At 44.2% G+C, this 16,914-nt stretch carries 12 protein-coding genes; 8 read left to right on the top strand and 4 right to left on the bottom strand.

All coding sequences use genetic code 11. The features are described 5' to 3' along the window. Nucleotides 1–18 precede the first annotated feature (18 nt). Nucleotides 19–1,152 (top strand): class Ia ribonucleoside-diphosphate reductase subunit beta, encoded by a 1,134-nt coding sequence (nrdB, locus tag OCU77_RS06125; protein WP_048897040.1) that lies wholly within the window; start codon nt 19–21, stop codon nt 1,150–1,152. Continuing rightward, nucleotides 1,149–1,442 (top strand): class I ribonucleotide reductase maintenance protein YfaE, encoded by a 294-nt coding sequence (gene yfaE / locus OCU77_RS06120; RefSeq protein WP_048897039.1) that lies wholly within the window; start codon nt 1,149–1,151, stop codon nt 1,440–1,442. Before nrdB ends, yfaE begins: the two co-directional genes overlap by 4 nt. 99 nt (nt 1,443–1,541) lie before the next feature. On the opposite strand, the gene OCU77_RS06115 is transcribed toward yfaE, so the two are convergent. Beyond that, on the bottom strand, nt 1,542–2,765 hold the full coding sequence (locus tag OCU77_RS06115) for a CinA family nicotinamide mononucleotide deamidase-related protein (protein ID WP_048897038.1): 1,224 nt from the start codon (nt 2,763–2,765) through the stop codon (nt 1,542–1,544). 537 nt (nt 2,766–3,302) lie between these two features. Here OCU77_RS06115 and tyrP point away from each other — a divergent pair. The 3 genes from tyrP (at nt 3,303) to OCU77_RS06100 (ending at nt 7,689) form a co-directional block, all read left to right on the top strand. Continuing rightward, nucleotides 3,303–4,520: a tyrosine transporter TyrP gene (gene tyrP, locus OCU77_RS06110; RefSeq protein WP_107302374.1), complete on the top strand. Its 1,218-nt coding sequence runs from the start codon at nt 3,303–3,305 to the stop codon at nt 4,518–4,520. 322 nt (nt 4,521–4,842) lie between these two features. Further along, nucleotides 4,843–6,816 (top strand): putative bifunctional diguanylate cyclase/phosphodiesterase, encoded by a 1,974-nt coding sequence (locus OCU77_RS06105; RefSeq protein ID WP_107302373.1) that lies wholly within the window; start codon nt 4,843–4,845, stop codon nt 6,814–6,816. Nucleotides 6,817–6,978: 162 nt separating this feature from the next. After that, complete coding sequence (locus tag OCU77_RS06100) at nt 6,979–7,689, top strand: sulfite exporter TauE/SafE family protein (RefSeq protein WP_048897036.1); 711 nt, start codon at nt 6,979–6,981, stop codon at nt 7,687–7,689. Between the two features lie 10 nt (nt 7,690–7,699). Here the strand turns inward: OCU77_RS06100 and OCU77_RS06095 are convergent, their stop codons facing one another. Together OCU77_RS06095 and cysB are read right to left on the bottom strand one after the other, a co-directional pair. Beyond that, the gene (locus OCU77_RS06095; protein ID WP_048897035.1) at nt 7,700–8,902 is read right to left on the bottom strand and encodes a methyltransferase; all 1,203 of its coding nucleotides are present in this window, start codon (nt 8,900–8,902) and stop codon (nt 7,700–7,702) included. Nucleotides 8,903–9,043: 141 nt separating this feature from the next. After that, a complete protein-coding gene (gene cysB / locus OCU77_RS06090; RefSeq protein WP_107302372.1) occupies nt 9,044–10,018 on the bottom strand; it encodes an HTH-type transcriptional regulator CysB in 975 nt (324 codons plus the stop codon). 250 nt (nt 10,019–10,268) lie between these two features. Between cysB and OCU77_RS06085 the strand changes: the two genes are divergently transcribed. The 3 genes from OCU77_RS06085 (at nt 10,269) to miaE (ending at nt 13,846) form a co-directional block, all read left to right on the top strand. After that, nucleotides 10,269–11,912, top strand: coding sequence for a sensor domain-containing diguanylate cyclase (locus OCU77_RS06085; protein WP_048897034.1), 1,644 nt, complete (start codon nt 10,269–10,271; stop codon nt 11,910–11,912). A gap of 275 nt (nt 11,913–12,187) precedes the next feature. Next, nucleotides 12,188–12,949, top strand: a complete 762-nt coding sequence (locus tag OCU77_RS06080) for a hypothetical protein (protein ID WP_048897033.1) — start codon at nt 12,188–12,190, stop codon at nt 12,947–12,949. A gap of 141 nt (nt 12,950–13,090) precedes the next feature. After that, nucleotides 13,091–13,846, top strand: coding sequence for a tRNA isopentenyl-2-thiomethyl-A-37 hydroxylase MiaE (gene miaE / locus OCU77_RS06075; RefSeq protein WP_048897032.1), 756 nt, complete (start codon nt 13,091–13,093; stop codon nt 13,844–13,846). Between the two features lie 94 nt (nt 13,847–13,940). Here the strand turns inward: miaE and topA are convergent, their stop codons facing one another. Further along, entirely contained in the window at nt 13,941–16,592 is a 2,652-nt protein-coding gene (gene topA, locus OCU77_RS06070) for a type I DNA topoisomerase (RefSeq protein WP_048897031.1), read from the bottom strand. Nucleotides 16,593–16,914 lie beyond the last annotated feature (322 nt).

Here is a 16,914-nt window from a genome sequence, read left to right as displayed (position 1 = left end):
TTTAATGTCGAGGAAATCATGGCATACAGCACTTTTTGTCAAACAAATAACGATCAACTTAAAGAACCGATGTTTTTCGGTCAGCCAGTCAATGTTGCCCGTTACGATCAGCAAAAGTTCGAAATTTTTGAAAAACTGATCGAAAAGCAACTTTCATTCTTCTGGCGTCCTGAGGAAGTGGATGTCTCAGGCGATCGTATTGACTACAACAATCTGCCAGAGCACGAAAAACACATTTTCATCAGCAACTTGAAGTATCAAACGCTGCTTGATTCGATCCAAGGTCGTAGCCCTAACGTTGCGCTGCTCCCTATCGTTTCTATTCCTGAGCTTGAGACTTGGATTGAAACTTGGTCGTTCTCTGAAACAATTCACTCACGTTCTTACACGCATATTATCCGTAATATCGTCAAAGACCCGTCAATTGTTTTTGATGACATCGTAGATAACGAGCACATCATCAAGCGTGCTGGCGATATCTCTAAGTACTACGATAACCTGATCAACCAAACCAGCAACTACCACCGCCTAGGCGAAGGTACGCATGTTGTTAATGGTGAGAAAGTTGTTGTTAACCTTCGTGAAATCAAGAAAACACTTTACCTTTGCATGATGTCAGTGAACGCACTAGAAGCAATCCGTTTCTACGTGAGCTTTGCTTGTTCATTTGCATTTGCTGAACGTGAACTGATGGAAGGTAATGCAAAGATCATCAAGCTAATTGCACGTGATGAAGCACTACACCTTACTGGTACTCAGCATATCTTGAACTTACTACGTACAGGTCAAGACGATCCTGAAATGGCAGTGATTGCAAAAGAGTGTCAGCAAGAATGTTTCGACATTTTCCGCGATGCAGCTGAGCAAGAAAAAGACTGGGCTGAATACCTATTTAAAGATGGCTCTATGATTGGTTTGAACAAAGATATTCTTTGCCAATACGTAGAATACATCACTAACTTGCGTATGAGTGCTGTTGGTTTAAGCCAGGCGTACCCAGAAGCAAGTCAAAACCCAATTCCTTGGATTAACTCATGGCTATCATCTGATAACGTGCAGGTTGCTCCACAAGAAGCGGAAATCAGTTCGTACCTTGTTGGCCAGATCGATAACGATGTAAGCGCTGACGATCTTGGTGACTTCGAACTATGAGTCAATTAACCATTACGGTTAACGGCATTAAGGTTCACGGCAATAGTCGTGAGCCTTTGCTCGTCCAGCTTGAAAAAGTTGGCATTCAGCCAGAGTACCAATGCCGCAATGGTATGTGTGGTGCTTGTCGCTGCAAATTACAAACGGGTGCAGTCGATCAGCAGGATTCGATGGCATTTGTTGGTCAGAACGAAATTCTGAGTTGTTGCTCTGTGCCTAAATCAGACATCAATATTGAATTCGATTATCACGTTGTGCCACAAACACTCGCTGAAGCCTCCAATAGCTAACATTGCTTTGCAGCGTTAGCTATTTCGTTAAGCTGTCCTTTCCTTAACCTCCGTAGCAGCACTCCTTCACCACTGACTCATCCACACAAATCCTAGCTACTAGTGATGCGCCGCAAGAAATATCTCACCTGTCCGCTCTAACGAGCCATATTCACCCAGAACATCTTTATGCTCTAGCCAACGGCGCAGCATGTCTAACATCACAGTCGCAATCATAGTGCGATGTGCATTATGACCATACTCTCGCTTGGTTTTGACGGTTTGTGCCCAGTCACCTTGTGGGGTCGCCAGAGCAACAGCCACACAACCATCAATGCACATACCTGAGGCCAAAGCGACGTTCGTTTGGCTACGTTCACGTGCAGCAGATGCCATCGCCAAGGCAGCCGCGAGCTGATCGCTATTACTCTCATCAGCTTGCCCAGCTAGGATCCAGCCCTGTTGGCACTGAGCACGAGACTCCGGCGTATCTTGCATCCAATTGGTGACATAGCCACTGGTAAACTGCTCAGCCACTGTGAGCGTCAAATTATCAGCCGCTAAGCGCTGTCCAATATTCTCTATCAGCGATTGCTCAATAGATACAACATGATCCGCTAAGACCTCGATCATCTGTTGATGAAACTGCTGCGCATATTGATGTGCCTTGTCCGCAAACAATTTAACTTCTATAAACGGCAATGACGAGCGATAACCAATCTCACAGCCCTCTGGTAAATTCAATGCAGTCAAACTCTCACCAATACCTGATTCAGATAAACCAAAGGTATAAAAGCGATGACAACGTAGCGCGCTACTCTCAGGGTGTTGCCGCTTCATCCTTGGCAAAATTTCATCGTGGACCATTTTTTTGAATTCACTGGGTACGCCCGGTGTGAAATATAGCGTTGCCTTGTTCAACTTCATAGCGAAACCACATGCCGTACCGACAGGGTTTTCAAGCAGTTCAGCCCCTTCTGGCAACATGGCTTGCTTAAGGTTCGTTTTTGGCATGTCACGTCCGAGTTTCTGGTACTTCAGTAACATTTGTTCAACCCAGTAATCCGATTGCTCCAAACCTAGGTCACCAGCAACCGCTGCTGCTTGTGCGGTTAGATCATCGGTTGTAGGGCCAAGTCCACCGTTCACAATCACAATGTCGTTACGTAGGCTCGCATTCACTAATTCTTCCGCTAGAATTTCTAACTGATCCCCCACGGTTGTGCGCCGCGTCATCGCAAAGCCTTGTTCGAAAAACAGGCGTGAAAGCCAAGCAGCATTGGTATCGACAATGTCGCCATGCAATACCTCTTCCCCTGTACTGATCATTGCAATTTGTAGCATTGGTTCACCTTTATGCTTATGTATTTACTAAACCAACAGAACAAACAACTCCACACATTGTTCGTCGTTACTAAGTATATTAGCTTGCTCTGCCTCCTATGCCTACGCCTTAACTCACTGATAAACAATCAATCCTGCGCACTCGCTAACATTCTTTAAATGATTGTGGCTCAGCAAATTAAGCCTTCAATAAAACCCGCTCCTCTCAATACAGAGTGTAAACTTAGATTTACATAAAGTAATTCACCGTTGACAGTCTAGCTCACTAGCTTTAAGGTAGCTTTCAACCAAGATATTCCAGTCAAACACTGGAATACCAATAATAATAGCAATGAAAGAGTCAAAACTGTGATAACACACCATCAGCCAACCTATTATCGCTAGCCGCAGTAGCACTTAGAGCGTAAAGATTAAATTACACACCTACTGTGGCCACCCTAAAGCTATCACGATATAGCAAAAATCGTGACAACCTACTGATTTGGTAAAGATAACGAGGCCAAATCAAAATAGAATACTTTCGGGAGCGACCCTCAAATGACGATGAATAAGACCTTTGGCAGCATGTTAATTATTGCTGGTACCACGATCGGCGCAGGTATGCTTGCCCTTCCGCTCGCATCTGCCGGACTAGGGTTTTCTACCGCAATTATGATTATGGTGGGTATTTGGGCTCTAATGACCTACACCGCGCTATTAATGTTAGAAGTGCATCAATACGCGAGTCCAAACGCAACGTTACATACGCTTGCTCGAGACCTACTGGGTCGTAAAGGACAAGTAATTGCTAGCTTTGCCATGCTATTTCTGTTTTACGCACTGTGTGCCGCATACATTGCTGGTGGTGGTGCACAAATGAACGACAAACTTGTGCATTGGTTTGATCTCGATGTTGCACCGCAAGTTGGTACAATTGGCTTTACTGTCGTTATTGCTGCGGTGGTATCTATTGGTACCCACTCGGTTGATATGATCAACCGTATACTATTTAGCTTAAAAATTGTTGCACTGGCGACTATGCTCGGCTTACTTGTTCCTCACGTGCAAGGCGATCACCTTATTAATATGCCACTAGAGAAAGGATTGATCATTTCTGCACTGCCAGTTGTCTTTACTTCATTTGGTTTCCACGGCAGTATCCCTTCAATTGTTCGCTACGTTGGTATCGACATTCGCTCTCTGCGTAAAGTCATGGTGATTGGCTCTGCTGTTCCACTGACAATCTACATCTTGTGGCAAATTGCTAGCCAAGGCGTATTAAGTCAGCCAGATCTTATGGGCAGCTCAAATTTGGGCATGTTTATCAGTAGCCTTAGTGATATGTTGCATAATCCAATGGTGAGCCAATCTGTGTCTATCTTTGCAGACCTTGCTTTAGCAACATCATTCCTAGGAGTGAGTTTGGGGTTGTTTGATTTCCTATCCGACAGCTTTAACCGTGGCGATAAAGCCGGAGGTCGCCTTCAAACCGCCCTCATCACTTTTGTTCCACCACTGTGCTTTGCTTTGTTCTACCCGCAAGGCTTTATCATGGCGCTTGGCTACGCTGCAATTGCCTTGGTGATTTTAGCCTTATTCTTGCCTGTTGCTATGGTAAGTGCACAACGAAAAAAACAGGGTGAAACAAATGAATACGCTGATGGGTACCAAGTACGTGGTGGCAAGCCAGCGCTTGCGCTCGTTACCTTAAGTGGCTTTATCATTATTAGTGCCCAATTCCTACAAATGGCTGGTGTGATTCCCGCTGTTGGATAACAACTTATAAAGCCACTTTAGGCATGTTTATCTAAAGTGGCTTTTCAATAGAAAACCTATCATCCTTATAGCCTAGATCCCCATTTTTACTGGCGCGATATAATAAAATTGCATTTAATTAACACCTTAATCCTTTATGGTGAAAACAATCGTTTTCGGCGCATTATCGACTTTAATTTCTTCAAAAAATCAATAAATTAACCTCATCCATATTGTAATTAATGAACAGGCATCACGATTTCTTATAAAATTCATATTGTTAATAGTTATTTTGGGCTAATCTGAAGGCCTTACTCTTTGATACTAATTATAAAGTCTGGTAATGAGCCAACACTTTTCTCTTTTTGATCGCCTTCAATCCCCTGTGTGGGTATTCGACATAGATCACAAACGTATTATTTGGGCCAATCAGGCTTCACTACCATTATGGGAATCCTCGTCAACCGAGGAATTAGTTTCCCGTGACTTAGCCAAAGATATGTCACAAGCCGTCCATGCCATCCTTGAGGAATACCAACAGTATTTTCAACGTGGTGAGCATATAAAGACTTGGTGGAACTTCAATCCTAAGCAAAAACAAAAGAAGGCATTGTGTTGCTTCTCTGGCTTCACTTTAGACGATGGCAGAATGGCAATGCTGGTCGAAGTTATTGCTGATGAATCGACACTGCGCCGTGAACTTGCCTTTGCCGAATGCTCCAACCTTGCTTTGCTGTTTGAGTGCCAAGGCAGCTTAATCAGCGCCAATGATGTCTATACACATGAGTTCGGTTCTTTGCTGCAAGATTTAGCGCACTTTTTAGGCGACCGTCAATTGGCAGAGACTTGGCTAACAGAAGCAAGAGCAAACAGTGTTATTCATCGACAAAAGCTCTGTTGGACAGGTAAACAGCATCTTTGGTTTGATATTGAGGGCAAATGGCTGCAAGACAAGCAACAACTCTTGTTGCATCTCACCAATATCAGCCCTGAAAAAGAAAAATTACGTAAAGCCAAATACAACGCTGAACACGATTTTCTCACAGGGCTATTAAATCGCCGCGGTATTACCAATGCCATTAAGAAATCCCATCATGATCGCCAACCTTATAGCTTGCTCTTTTTAGACATTGATGGATTCAAACTGGTCAACGATACCTATGGTCATGCCATTGGCGACAAACTGCTGCGCGCGATTGCGATTCGCCTTAACGACACACTGCAACAAAAAGGCTTATTAGCGCGTTTTGGTGGTGACGAATTTATCATTCAGATCGAACGTCGTTACATTGCTGATAGCAGTCTGTTTGCCAAAGAATTAATTGCCGTGCTCAATCGCCCATTCCACCTAAAGGAAGTGGGTGAGCTATCGATTGGCTGCAGTATTGGTATTACCCATTACCCTGACGATGCCATTGATATTGAAACCTTGGTAACGCAAGCGGATATGGCAATGCATCGCGCAAAACTTCGGGGGCGTAACCGCAGCCATCATTTCTCACCTGAAATGGCTGATGCCTTATACCGTAAAATGACGCTACGCCATCACTTAACCGTAGCAATGGAAGAAGAAGCCTTTGAGTTGTATTACCAACCAATTGTCGATTTAAAAAGTCGGCAACTTAAAGGCTTTGAGGCCTTAGTGCGGTGGCATGACGAAGAATTAGGGCAAGTTTCTCCAGCAGAATTTATTCCTCTAGCAGAAGAAACCGGTCAAATTGTACCTATGGGGCGATGGATCCTTGAAACAGCCTGTAAACAGTTAGCAACATGGCAAAACAAGTACCAACGTAAGTTCATTATTAGTGTCAACTTGTCTCGTGCGCAGCTTCAAGCAAGTCTTGCAGGCAACGTGGCAGAACTTTTAGAACAATACCAACTTGAACCGTCTTCTTTAGCGTTGGAGTTGACTGAGTCGACCATGCTACAAGAATATGATGAAGCAAAACAATGTCTGGAAGATCTTGATGCCTTGGGGATAGAACTGCACCTTGATGATTTCGGTACAGGGTATTCCTCACTATCACAGCTACAAGATTTACCAATCAGTACAGTTAAGCTTGATCGCAGCTTTGTGCAAGGTGAGCATAAAGGTAGCCAAGCCATTATTGAAGCAACACAGGCCATATGTGAAAAGTTAGACTTAAAGGTTGTTGCAGAAGGTGTTGAAACGATATCTCAGCTTGAATACCTACAAAATTGTAACTTCGACTACTGCCAAGGTTACTACTTAGGTAAGCCTATGCCATCACATGAGCTTGAAGCGCGCGACTTCAATCTACTCAATAGCGTACCAGCGAGACGAGTGACTCACTGATCAACAACTCGCGTTATGCATGAAAACGTGAATACGATAAAGGCTCAGCATGGGCCTTTATCTTTAATTCGCTCTGTCATCGATAACGTTATTGCCAGAATAACACGAATAATAGTCCCCCTATTATCATGATGGAATGGCAGTGTGCGGAAGGAATAGGCAATGGATTTAGGACTATTACTGGCTATGCTGATGATTTTCATTGGCTCCTATGTACAAAGCTCTATCGGGTTTGGGCTTGCTATTATTACCGCCCCTATTCTGTTTCAAATTTCCCCCGACTATGTACCAGCACCTATTTGCCTAACCGCATTGTTTTTATCACTTATTAACGCTTATAAGTACAAAGCTAACATTTCTATGAAAGGGCTATGGATGGCATTTATCGGCCGTGTTCCGGGCTCTATTGCTGGCGGAGCCATGCTCTTTTATGTCGAGCCACAGACCTTGTCATTGTGGATTGGGGGGATTGTTTTGTTTGCGGTTATTATCAGTCTGCTACCGCTGCGTATCCAGCCGACAGATCCTCGCCTTGTGATTGCCGGGTTCTTCTCAGGCCTATTTGGCACAAGTTCAGGCATTGGTGGGCCGCCAATGGCACTATTACTTCAACACCAAGAAGCAAATCACATTCGCGCGAACTTATCGGCCTTTTTCGTCGTTAGCAGCCTACTGTCACTCATGGTTCAGGTGCCAGTTGGACATATGGGAATCAAACACCTTTACCTTTCTCTACCTCTCATTCCTATGTCTTATCTTGGCTATAAGCTAGCAATGAAAACGGTGGAGCATATTGATAAAAAAACAATTCGAGTAATCTCACTCGTCATGTGCTCTGTCTCAGGTATTGTCGCTATTTACGCTGCGCTCTAGCCTCCCTAGCTCAAGTCGTGGGCATAAACTCTGCGTGAATTAGGATATTCCGAGGCGTTGTTGGCTTGTCACAAAAGGTTCCTATCGTAACCTGATACCCAGACTCCTCCATGAAACATGCTCGGTCATACACCAGCCACATTTCAAGAGGACGACGAAATAGTTGACGTACTAGCTCCATACGCTCCACCAGTGCGTAACGCTGCTCACCTTCAGCCTGCCAATGGGAAAAATCAATCTCATTGGGTAATACCAGCCCTTTCTTTTCTGCAGCCCATAAACAAAACGCAGCAAAGCCTTCATTTAATAAGGCTTTTTGAATATTAGGAACAGGTAAATAAACGTTAGACCCTGATATATGACGTTGTAATGCATCAAACCCTAATCGAAAGCTCACTTCAACAAAGCGTTGGCGTCTTACGCGTTGACCTGCCGTCACCGTTTCTTGCAGTGGTAAGCGTAGATCATGCTTGGCTAACCGAATCTCACTACACTTGCTTATCTGTGATAATGGCTGGTACTCGGTATCACGGATCAGGTGGTAACAGCATGGCGAAATGCTCACGGCGCGGCCTTGTTTATTCGCTACACGTTGTAACAAGGATACGTGCAAATCACCACATGCATGGAGCGCAACTGCGTGTTGTTCAGACTTGATATATTGATCGCTGTCACAAGAGAAAGCATCCCCTTGAACGAATGTGATAGGCAAACCAAGTTGATTAACGGCAGCTTCACCGTCACGACAAAGTTGCTCTTGCCACTCTAAGCTCACTACAGGTGTTTGATGTGATGCAGCCAATACCCGTCCAAGGTGCCCTTTGCCCGCACACCATTCTAGCCAAGGTAAATTGTGTTGCGGTAATGCAGCATTAAACGCAGTAATTTGTGTCCATTTACGGCCAGGGATACCAACATCAAGCCCTTTCGGCAAAGCTGTTGTAGCTCTAGTCGTTAAAGGCTGGGTTTCAGATAAAGTAAGCAATTGATGTGCTTGAGGGATCCAAGGCGACAGTGCATCTGCCAAAGCGGTAGTATCTTGTGTCAGCGCCTCTATTTGTTCATCCGTGAGCGACATTAGCCACTGGCATAACTCAGGGTGAGATTGCTGCCAAGCCAATTGTGTTTCAGCAAACGGCATAAATTGCCAAAACGCACGCGTACTTGATAACGCAAAATCAAGCTGTTGAAGTAAAGAGGAGGAGCTAGGCATAAAGCTGTTCTTAAGAGAAAATACCGGGCGCTTAGTCTACCTGAACTATGGAAATAAAAAAGGCTACACACCATAGTGAGTAGCCTTCGAGCATCATGATATTTTAAAGCGAGTTATATACCTCAACGCTTATGTATCAAACTAACGAACGGGTAATTCCATCGTGGCAAACATGCTTTCAATTTCAGCATTCGTTTTCAACGCAACCGCTTGGTCAACAACATTACGCGTCAAATGAGGCGCAAAGCGCTCCATAAAATCATACATGTATGAGCGAAGGAAGGTGCCCTTCTTAAAGCCAATTTTTGTCGTACTCGCTTCAAAAATATGGCTGGCATCAATCGCGACAAGATCAGTATCTGTGACAGGATCCATTGCCATACTCGCAATCACACCGACACCAATGCCTAACCGAACATAGGTTTTAATCACGTCAGCATCGGTTGCGGTAAAGACAATGCGCGGCGTTAAGCCAGAGCGATTAAATGCACTGTCTAACTCTGAACGCCCTGTAAAACCAAACACATAAGTCACTAAAGAATAAGCGGCTAAGTCGTGTATGGTGATATTGTCTTTTTGCGCCAAAGGATGATCGGCCTTGACCACAATAGAACGATTCCAGTGGTAACACGGTAGCATGATCATGTCTTGATAAAGGTGGAGTGCTTCCGTTGCGATGGCAAAGTCAGTGGTGCCCTTTCCTACTGCATCGGCAATTTGAGAAGGCGTACCTTGATGCATATGCAGAGACACTTTCGGGTAACGTGCGGTAAACCCTTGGATCACTTGTGGTAGCGCGTAACGTGCTTGCGTATGAGTCGTTGCAATATTTAATGTGCCCATTTCAGGGTGAGTATGCTCACCGGCAACGGATTTAATACTTTCAACGCGAGATAAAATGTCTCGTGAAATACGTACAATTTCTTCGCCAGCCGTTGTCACCTTGGTCAGGTGTTTACCACTGCGCTCAAAGATTTGAATACCCAGCTCATCTTCCAGCAAGCGCACTTGCTTACTAATACCGGGTTGAGAGGTATATAAATTTTCTGCTGTCGCTGACACATTCAAGTTGTGATTCACAACTTCAACAATGTAGCGTAGTTGTTGTAGTTTCATGGTACCGCCTAACCTATAGTCCGTTACATCATATCAGTGCAACCATGCCTTTCGTATTGTTATATATCGTTTCGTTACGTTTTCATAGCATTTCTTATAGCTTTTTGCTCTAAAACAAAAAACTGAATGTTCACAAAATAGTCATAAGTTGGCGAATTCTCACACTATGAGTACAGAGTAAAGATCAAACACAAAGAAGGCTGCTATTATACAAAACGACGCCCTGTTTAATGAGTAGGGAATCAATAAGATGGAATGCGCACGTCCAAAGAACACAATACGAAAAGAAATATTCCAAAACAGCATGGTCTATTCAGTGCTGCTCCTCTCTTGCATGGCACTCATCATTTCTTGGCTGCTTTACAAATCAGAAGAAAGATCAGCACACCAGATCCTCAAACTCCACAATGAATCGACCAATTATATTATTGAAGGGCATTTCTCTGAACTCAGCAATATTGTCGAGAGCCTAACGCAATCCTATTGCGTTAAAAATGGATCAACGCTGAGTGAAGATGGGCAGCAGGAACTCATCAACTATTATCAAACCGTCACCAGTGCGAACAATAAAACAACGCACCTCTATTCGGCATACGCCAATAAATTATTGTTAATCCACAATTACACCCCGCCGCAAGGCTATGACCCAACCTCACGGCCTTGGTTTATTCAAGCCATCAAAGATGCCCCCAATGTTTCAATAGGAGTGCCTTACCAAGATGCAAAATATAATCTATGGCTGATCTCAACGGCGAAAGCATTTGTTGATAAAAATAACCGATCCGGTGTGATTGCGATTGATACACCACTGAGCATTATTACAGACCTACTCAACAAAAAAGCAGCGCGGTATACCACCTCAAAAAGTTTTATTACGGATCTCAAAGGTAGAGTGATCATTCACCCTGAATACAGCAAAATTAATCAACCGCTTCAAGGCATTGTCCACCAGCCCATTATACTCAACACAAGCCATGGTGAAATGACTTACAAGGAAAACGGTGTGTCGAAAATCGCTTACTATAGTCGAGTAAATGAAACAGGCTGGTTGCTCTTTACCGACGTGAACAAAAGCGAAATCTTCACTCCTATTATCTATCAGGTTATTCGCAATGTTGGTCTACTTGGTTTAGTGGCGGTGGCGTTAGCCTTGATATACAGCTCATTATTCAGTCAATCGTTATCGAGTTCTATGATTCGGCTAAAAGAGCACGTCCATCGCATTACCGAAGGAAAAGAACCAACGCATGCCACGCATACTTTCCCTAATAACGAAATTGGCAGTATTGCTAACGAGGTGCTTCAACTAACACAAGAGGCTTTGTATCAGCGCACCTTACGACTGGAACAAGCCAACCGTGAAATCGACGATATCAATCACACTCTGGAATTAAAGAATCAAGCGCTACAAAATTTAGCGGAGCGCGATCAACTCACTAACCTATTCAACCGTCGTAAAATCAATGAAACACTGCATAGCGAACAGGAACGCTTCATACGCTACCACACTCCATTTAGCATTATCATGATCGACATAGATCACTTTAAATATATTAATGATCAGTTTGGTCATCATGCGGGGGATGATGTTTTAAAAGAACTAACACTGCGCCTTAGCACCAATATACGTAAAACCGATATATTAGGCCGCTGGGGGGGTGAGGAATTTCTGCTAGTTTGCCCGGAGACAACGTTATCGCAGGCGAGTATTCTCTCAGAAAAAATACGGCGACTTGTCGAACAACAAGCCTTTTCCATCAACCAAGGGATTACAATCAGTGCAGGGGCAACAGAGTATTGCCTTGAAGACTCATTAACATCCGTACTTTCTCGTGTAGACAACAACTTATATCAGGCAAAGAATGCAGGACGAAACCAAGTAATTGCAAAGTAATAGCAGTGCACAGAGCTGCACCTGATTAACGTCATCAACATTTGTATTAAACAAAGTACCATGCTTTTTGCGAATTATTCGTGTCATGGGCATGAGATTCAGATAAGCAACAACCTGCAAAAATACGCAACTATACACAAGAGCAATCGATCAAGTTCAAAAAAGACTAAATTCGTTATTTTGAGCCAGCATTTTTCAGCCTTGTGCTATCACCATACTGTCAGTTGGTGTATCTTATACCCTTACAACAAATGTTACGGAAATTTGATTATCTTATGAGCTTACCTTTAGTAATAGGCTTGGTTGCCTTGTTACTGATTTTGATTGTTGGGTATAACGTCATCATTCAGTATCGCCAACGTGTTGAAAGTGTTAAACACCAAGAGCTTGCCAAGCATATTGCCATTATTGATGCGACCGAAGACTTAATCGGTAATGCTCATCACATGCCATACAGCAAAGAGCTACTGGTTTGTTTAAATCAACGAATTATGTACGCTTTACAAAGTATGCATGAGGCTGATCCGTCGGATAAATCGCTGCCTGCACGTGTATCGAATGTCACTCAGCAAATCCAACATTTGCAACAAAACTACTCTAATGCTGATGTGGCGCCTTTCAAAACTCCCACAACAGATAAACAAGCGCTGGGCATGTTGCAATTAGTGAAACGCTTGAAGACTGTGGTCAAAAATGAACACAGTAAGGGCCGCTTCGCAACCCAAGCATTTGTAGCAGAAAATGCCCGCCTTGAAGGTATCCAACTGCGCATTAACATTGAGAATGTTGTGAAACGGGCCAATGAGGCTCGCATGAAGCGCCAGCTTGGTACTGCAAAACAGTTGCTGAAAAAAGGGATCGATGTTCTTGCGAGCAAGAATGACAACTACGCTAACCAAGCGCGTGAAAAATTGCAGATGATGCTGAATGAGATAGATAACAGCCAATCAGCAACGCAAGAGCAAGAACGCCAGCAGATGCTAAATAAAGATCAAGACGATCTTGATGTCTTGTTCCAGCCGAAGAAAAAGTGGTAAACCGCTTTCTTCTCTCCTTTTAAAAGGTCGCTTGCGGCCTTTTTTATTACCCCTAATCCCCCCTTTTTCCTCTTGTTCTTTACTTCGACTCCTGTGATATGATGAAACCTTATATAGCAGCCAGCCTCTTATAATAAGCTCATGATTTCAGAACTATTAACGCCAATAAACCACTTCCTTAAGGCCTCAACGCCCGACGCTTGGATTAATGAAGCACGTAAGCCAGAGAACCTTTCCGTTATTTTACGTGACCACATGCTGTGCGAACTCAAAGCTGCACAAAGTGCGATCTTTCTTATTCGTAAATATGCGGTCGACAAAGAAAGCGCACAACAGCTTGCTGAATGGGTGAAACCTTACGAAGCCTTGGCTTACAAAAAAACAGGTACCCTTGCCTCTCTTCGCGGTAAAAGCAACGCATCAAAGCAAATCACGCCACGTGCTGATTGTGCTTATAGCCAAGATTTGATCGATAAGATGGTCTTGCTGATTAGAGAGGAGCTGCACCACTTCTATCAGGTGTTAGAGCTAATGGAAAATAAAGGTGTTAGCTATGAACTGATCGATGCAGGCCGCTATGCTAAAGGGCTTATCAAGCACGTTACCAGTTACGAACCAGATGCCCTGATCGATAAACTGATTATTGGTGCTTTCATTGAAGCGCGTTCCTGCGAACGTTTCGCCAAACTTGCACCACACCTTGATGAAGACATAGAGAAATTTTACATCTCATTATTGCGCTCTGAAGCGCGCCATTATCAAGATTACCTCACACTCGCAGAGCAAATTGCGGGTAAGGATATCTCAGAGCGTGTGGCCTACTTTGCACGTGTTGAGGCCGACCTTATTACCTCGCCTGATACCGATTTTAAATTCCATAGCGGCACGCCTGCCTAAGCTCTAGGTTTCTAGGTTTCTAGGTTTCTAGGTTTGAATTTTAGCCACAAAAAAAACCGCCAGTCGGCGGTTTTTTTATCAGAGCTAAAACGGATTACTCCGCTTTATCTTCTTTTTCTTTCTTTGGCTTTTTACGCTTGTCGGTAATTTCCCACTTACCGTCAATGTATAAACCAGTCCAGCCAGATGGCTTACCATCCACTTCTGAACGTACGTAGTTCTCTTTCGTCTTACGACTGAAACGTACAACGGTTGGACGACCATCTGGGTCTTCCGTTGGCGCATCTGTCAGGTAAGTGAACTTAGGCGACAGACGGTCTTTAAAGCGAACGAGCTCTTCCACTAATGGCGCACGCGTCTCACGTGATTTAGGGAAAGTACTTGCAGCCATGAACAAACCAGAAGCGCCGTCACGTAGCACGAAGTAAGCATCAGGATCTTGCGAACACGGTAGTTCAGGTAAGTGAACTGGATCTTCTTTTGGTGGCGCAATCTCACCGTTTTTAAGGATCTTACGTGTGTTCTTACAATCGTCGCTCGTACAACCCATGTACTTACCGAAACGACCGTTCTTAAGCTCCATATCGGAACCACACTTATCACATTCGATAACTGGGCCGTCGTAGCCTTTAAGAACAAACTCACCTTTCTCGACGATGTAACCATCACAGCTTGGGTTATTACCACAAACATGCAATTTACGATCTTGGTCGATTAAGTAAGCGTCCATCGCTGTATCACACTTAGGACAACGTTTTTTAGCACGCAGCGCCGCTGTTTCAACGTCTTCTTCAAGTACGTTAACAATGCCGTCTTCATCACCTAAATTGATCGTCGTCTTACAACGCTCTTTCGGTGGTAATGCGTAGCCAGTACAACCAAGGAAAACACCCGTTGATGCGGTACGAATACCCATAGGGCGCGAACATGTTGGACACTCAATATCAGTTTCTACGATATTGTTTGGCTTCATGCCGCCTTCGTTTTCATCAAGCTCTGCTTTTTCAAGCTCAGCAGTGAAGTCACTAAAGAACTGGTCAAGCACTTGCTTCCAGTTTTTCTCGCCTTCAGCGATTTTATCTAGGTTGCCTTCCATGCGAGCAGTGAAGTCAAAGTCCATCAGATCAGCAAAAGACTGGTCTAAACGGTCTGAAACAATCTCACCCATTTTTTCAGCATAGAAACGACGCATATCAACACGTACATAACCACGATCTTGAATGGTAGAAATGATAGACGCATACGTTGACGGACGACCAATACCACGCTTCTCAAGCTCTTTAACCAATGCAGCCTCTGTAAAGCGCGCTGGCGGTTTAGTGAAGTGTTGCTTAGGCTCAAGCTCGGTTAGCGTTAATGTATCGCCAACGTGAACCATAGGCAGTGTAGTATCTTCGTTTTTACCAGATGGACGCTGAACGTGTGTCCAGCCCGCAAAACGCATAGTGCGACCTTTCGCTTTTAGCGTAAAGTCAGCAGCCGATACCGTGATAGTGCTTGAATCGTACTTAGCCGGCACCATCTGACAAGCAACAAACTGACGCCAGATAAGGTCGTACAGTTTAACGGCGTCTTGATCCATGCCTTCTAGGTGCTCAGCTTGCACTTCAACACTTGAAGGACGAATCGCTTCGTGCGCTTCTTGTGCATTGCCTTTGCTGCCATAGACATTGGCTTTTTCTGGTAGGTAGTTATCACCGTACTCAGACGCAATAAATTCACGCGCCGACTCAACCGCTTCTTTCGAAAGGTTCGTGGAGTCAGTACGCATATACGTAATGTAACCCGCTTCATACAAACGCTGAGCAAGGCCCATAGTTCGCTTAACGCCATAGCCTAAACGTGTACTCGCCGCTTGCTGAAGCGTCGAGGTAATGTAAGGCGCAGATGGTTTACTGCTGGTTGGGCGATCTTCACGATCAGCCACTTTATAAGTTGCGCTATCAAGCACAGACTTCGCAGCCATCGTATCGGCTTCGTTTTCAGGACGGAACGCTTTGCCCGACTGATGCGTTACCATTAAACGCAGTGCGTCACTACCCAAGGTTTGTGTATTCGCGTGAATATCCCAAAACTCTTCAGGTGTGAACGCTTTGATTTCGCGTTCGCGCTCAACAATTAGCTTCACCGCTACTGATTGAACACGACCTGCTGATAAGCCACGAGCGACTTTTTTCCACAATAGTGGAGAAACCATAAAGCCAACCACGCGATCAAGGAATCGACGCGCTTGCTGGGCATTAACCCCATCAATGTTCAACTCACCAGGCTGTTCAAACGCCTGTTGAATTGCATTTTTGGTAATTTCGTTGAAAACCACTCGTTTGTAACGTGCATCATCGCCGCCGATGATCTCACGAAGGTGCCACGCAATAGCTTCTCCTTCGCGGTCCAAATCGGTTGCGAGATAGACGTAGTCAGCGTCTTTGGCGAGTTTTTGAAGTTCGTTAACAACTTTTTCTTTGCCTGGAAGCACTTCGTACTGAGCCGCCCAATCGTTATATGGGTCAACACCCATTTTACCGATCAGCGATTTACGATCTTTTTCTTTCTTGATACGTGCTTTTTCTTCTGGACTTAACCCTTTGGTCGAAGTCGCAGCGGCTTTCTTGCCGGTACTACGCGCACCCGTTGGCAAATCACGAACGTGACCAACGCTTGACTTTACAATGAAGTCCTTACCCAAGTACTTATTAATCGTCTTGGCTTTGGCAGGGGACTCCACAATAACGAGAGATTTACCCATAATGACTCTATTACGTCCTCGTGCTCGTAAAAAACTATAATTAAAACATAAGGTTGGACGCTAAAAAACGTATTAATTTGCACCGCAACGCTATTACAATATTGGGCTACTATACAAGAAGGTCAACTGGTTTTTAATGAAAACGCGCTGATTGCTCGCCCCTTCCCCAGTTGTTACGCATAGGTTAAATGATATATCAAACCTATATTCTTGCGATTTTATGACGCTTTTTCTCGTCGTGAGGTAGCTTTAAGGCGCTAATGATTACCACCTATCCCACGATTTGACTATTTTTTACCAAAAATATTTGCAACCGCTCACA

It is taken from the genome of Photobacterium swingsii (assembly GCF_024346715.1).
Taxonomy (GTDB): Bacteria; Pseudomonadota; Gammaproteobacteria; order Enterobacterales; family Vibrionaceae; genus Photobacterium; species Photobacterium swingsii.
Note: the sequence above shows the minus strand (reverse complement) of the source record. Positions and strands in the feature narration are given on the sequence as shown.

Coding starts and splice junctions, on each gene's coding strand:
- nrdB (WP_048897040.1), top strand. CDS start 19: ATGGCATACAGCACTTTTTGTCAAACAAATAACGATCAACTTAAAGAA.
- yfaE (WP_048897039.1), top strand. CDS start 1,149: ATGAGTCAATTAACCATTACGGTTAACGGCATTAAGGTTCACGGCAAT.
- OCU77_RS06115 (WP_048897038.1), bottom strand. CDS start 2,765: ATGCTACAAATTGCAATGATCAGTACAGGGGAAGAGGTATTGCATGGC.
- tyrP (WP_107302374.1), top strand. CDS start 3,303: ATGACGATGAATAAGACCTTTGGCAGCATGTTAATTATTGCTGGTACC.
- OCU77_RS06105 (WP_107302373.1), top strand. CDS start 4,843: ATGAGCCAACACTTTTCTCTTTTTGATCGCCTTCAATCCCCTGTGTGG.
- OCU77_RS06100 (WP_048897036.1), top strand. CDS start 6,979: ATGGATTTAGGACTATTACTGGCTATGCTGATGATTTTCATTGGCTCC.
- OCU77_RS06095 (WP_048897035.1), bottom strand. CDS start 8,902: ATGCCTAGCTCCTCCTCTTTACTTCAACAGCTTGATTTTGCGTTATCA.
- cysB (WP_107302372.1), bottom strand. CDS start 10,018: ATGAAACTACAACAACTACGCTACATTGTTGAAGTTGTGAATCACAAC.
- OCU77_RS06085 (WP_048897034.1), top strand. CDS start 10,269: ATGGAATGCGCACGTCCAAAGAACACAATACGAAAAGAAATATTCCAA.
- OCU77_RS06080 (WP_048897033.1), top strand. CDS start 12,188: ATGAGCTTACCTTTAGTAATAGGCTTGGTTGCCTTGTTACTGATTTTG.
- miaE (WP_048897032.1), top strand. CDS start 13,091: ATGATTTCAGAACTATTAACGCCAATAAACCACTTCCTTAAGGCCTCA.
- topA (WP_048897031.1), bottom strand. CDS start 16,592: ATGGGTAAATCTCTCGTTATTGTGGAGTCCCCTGCCAAAGCCAAGACG.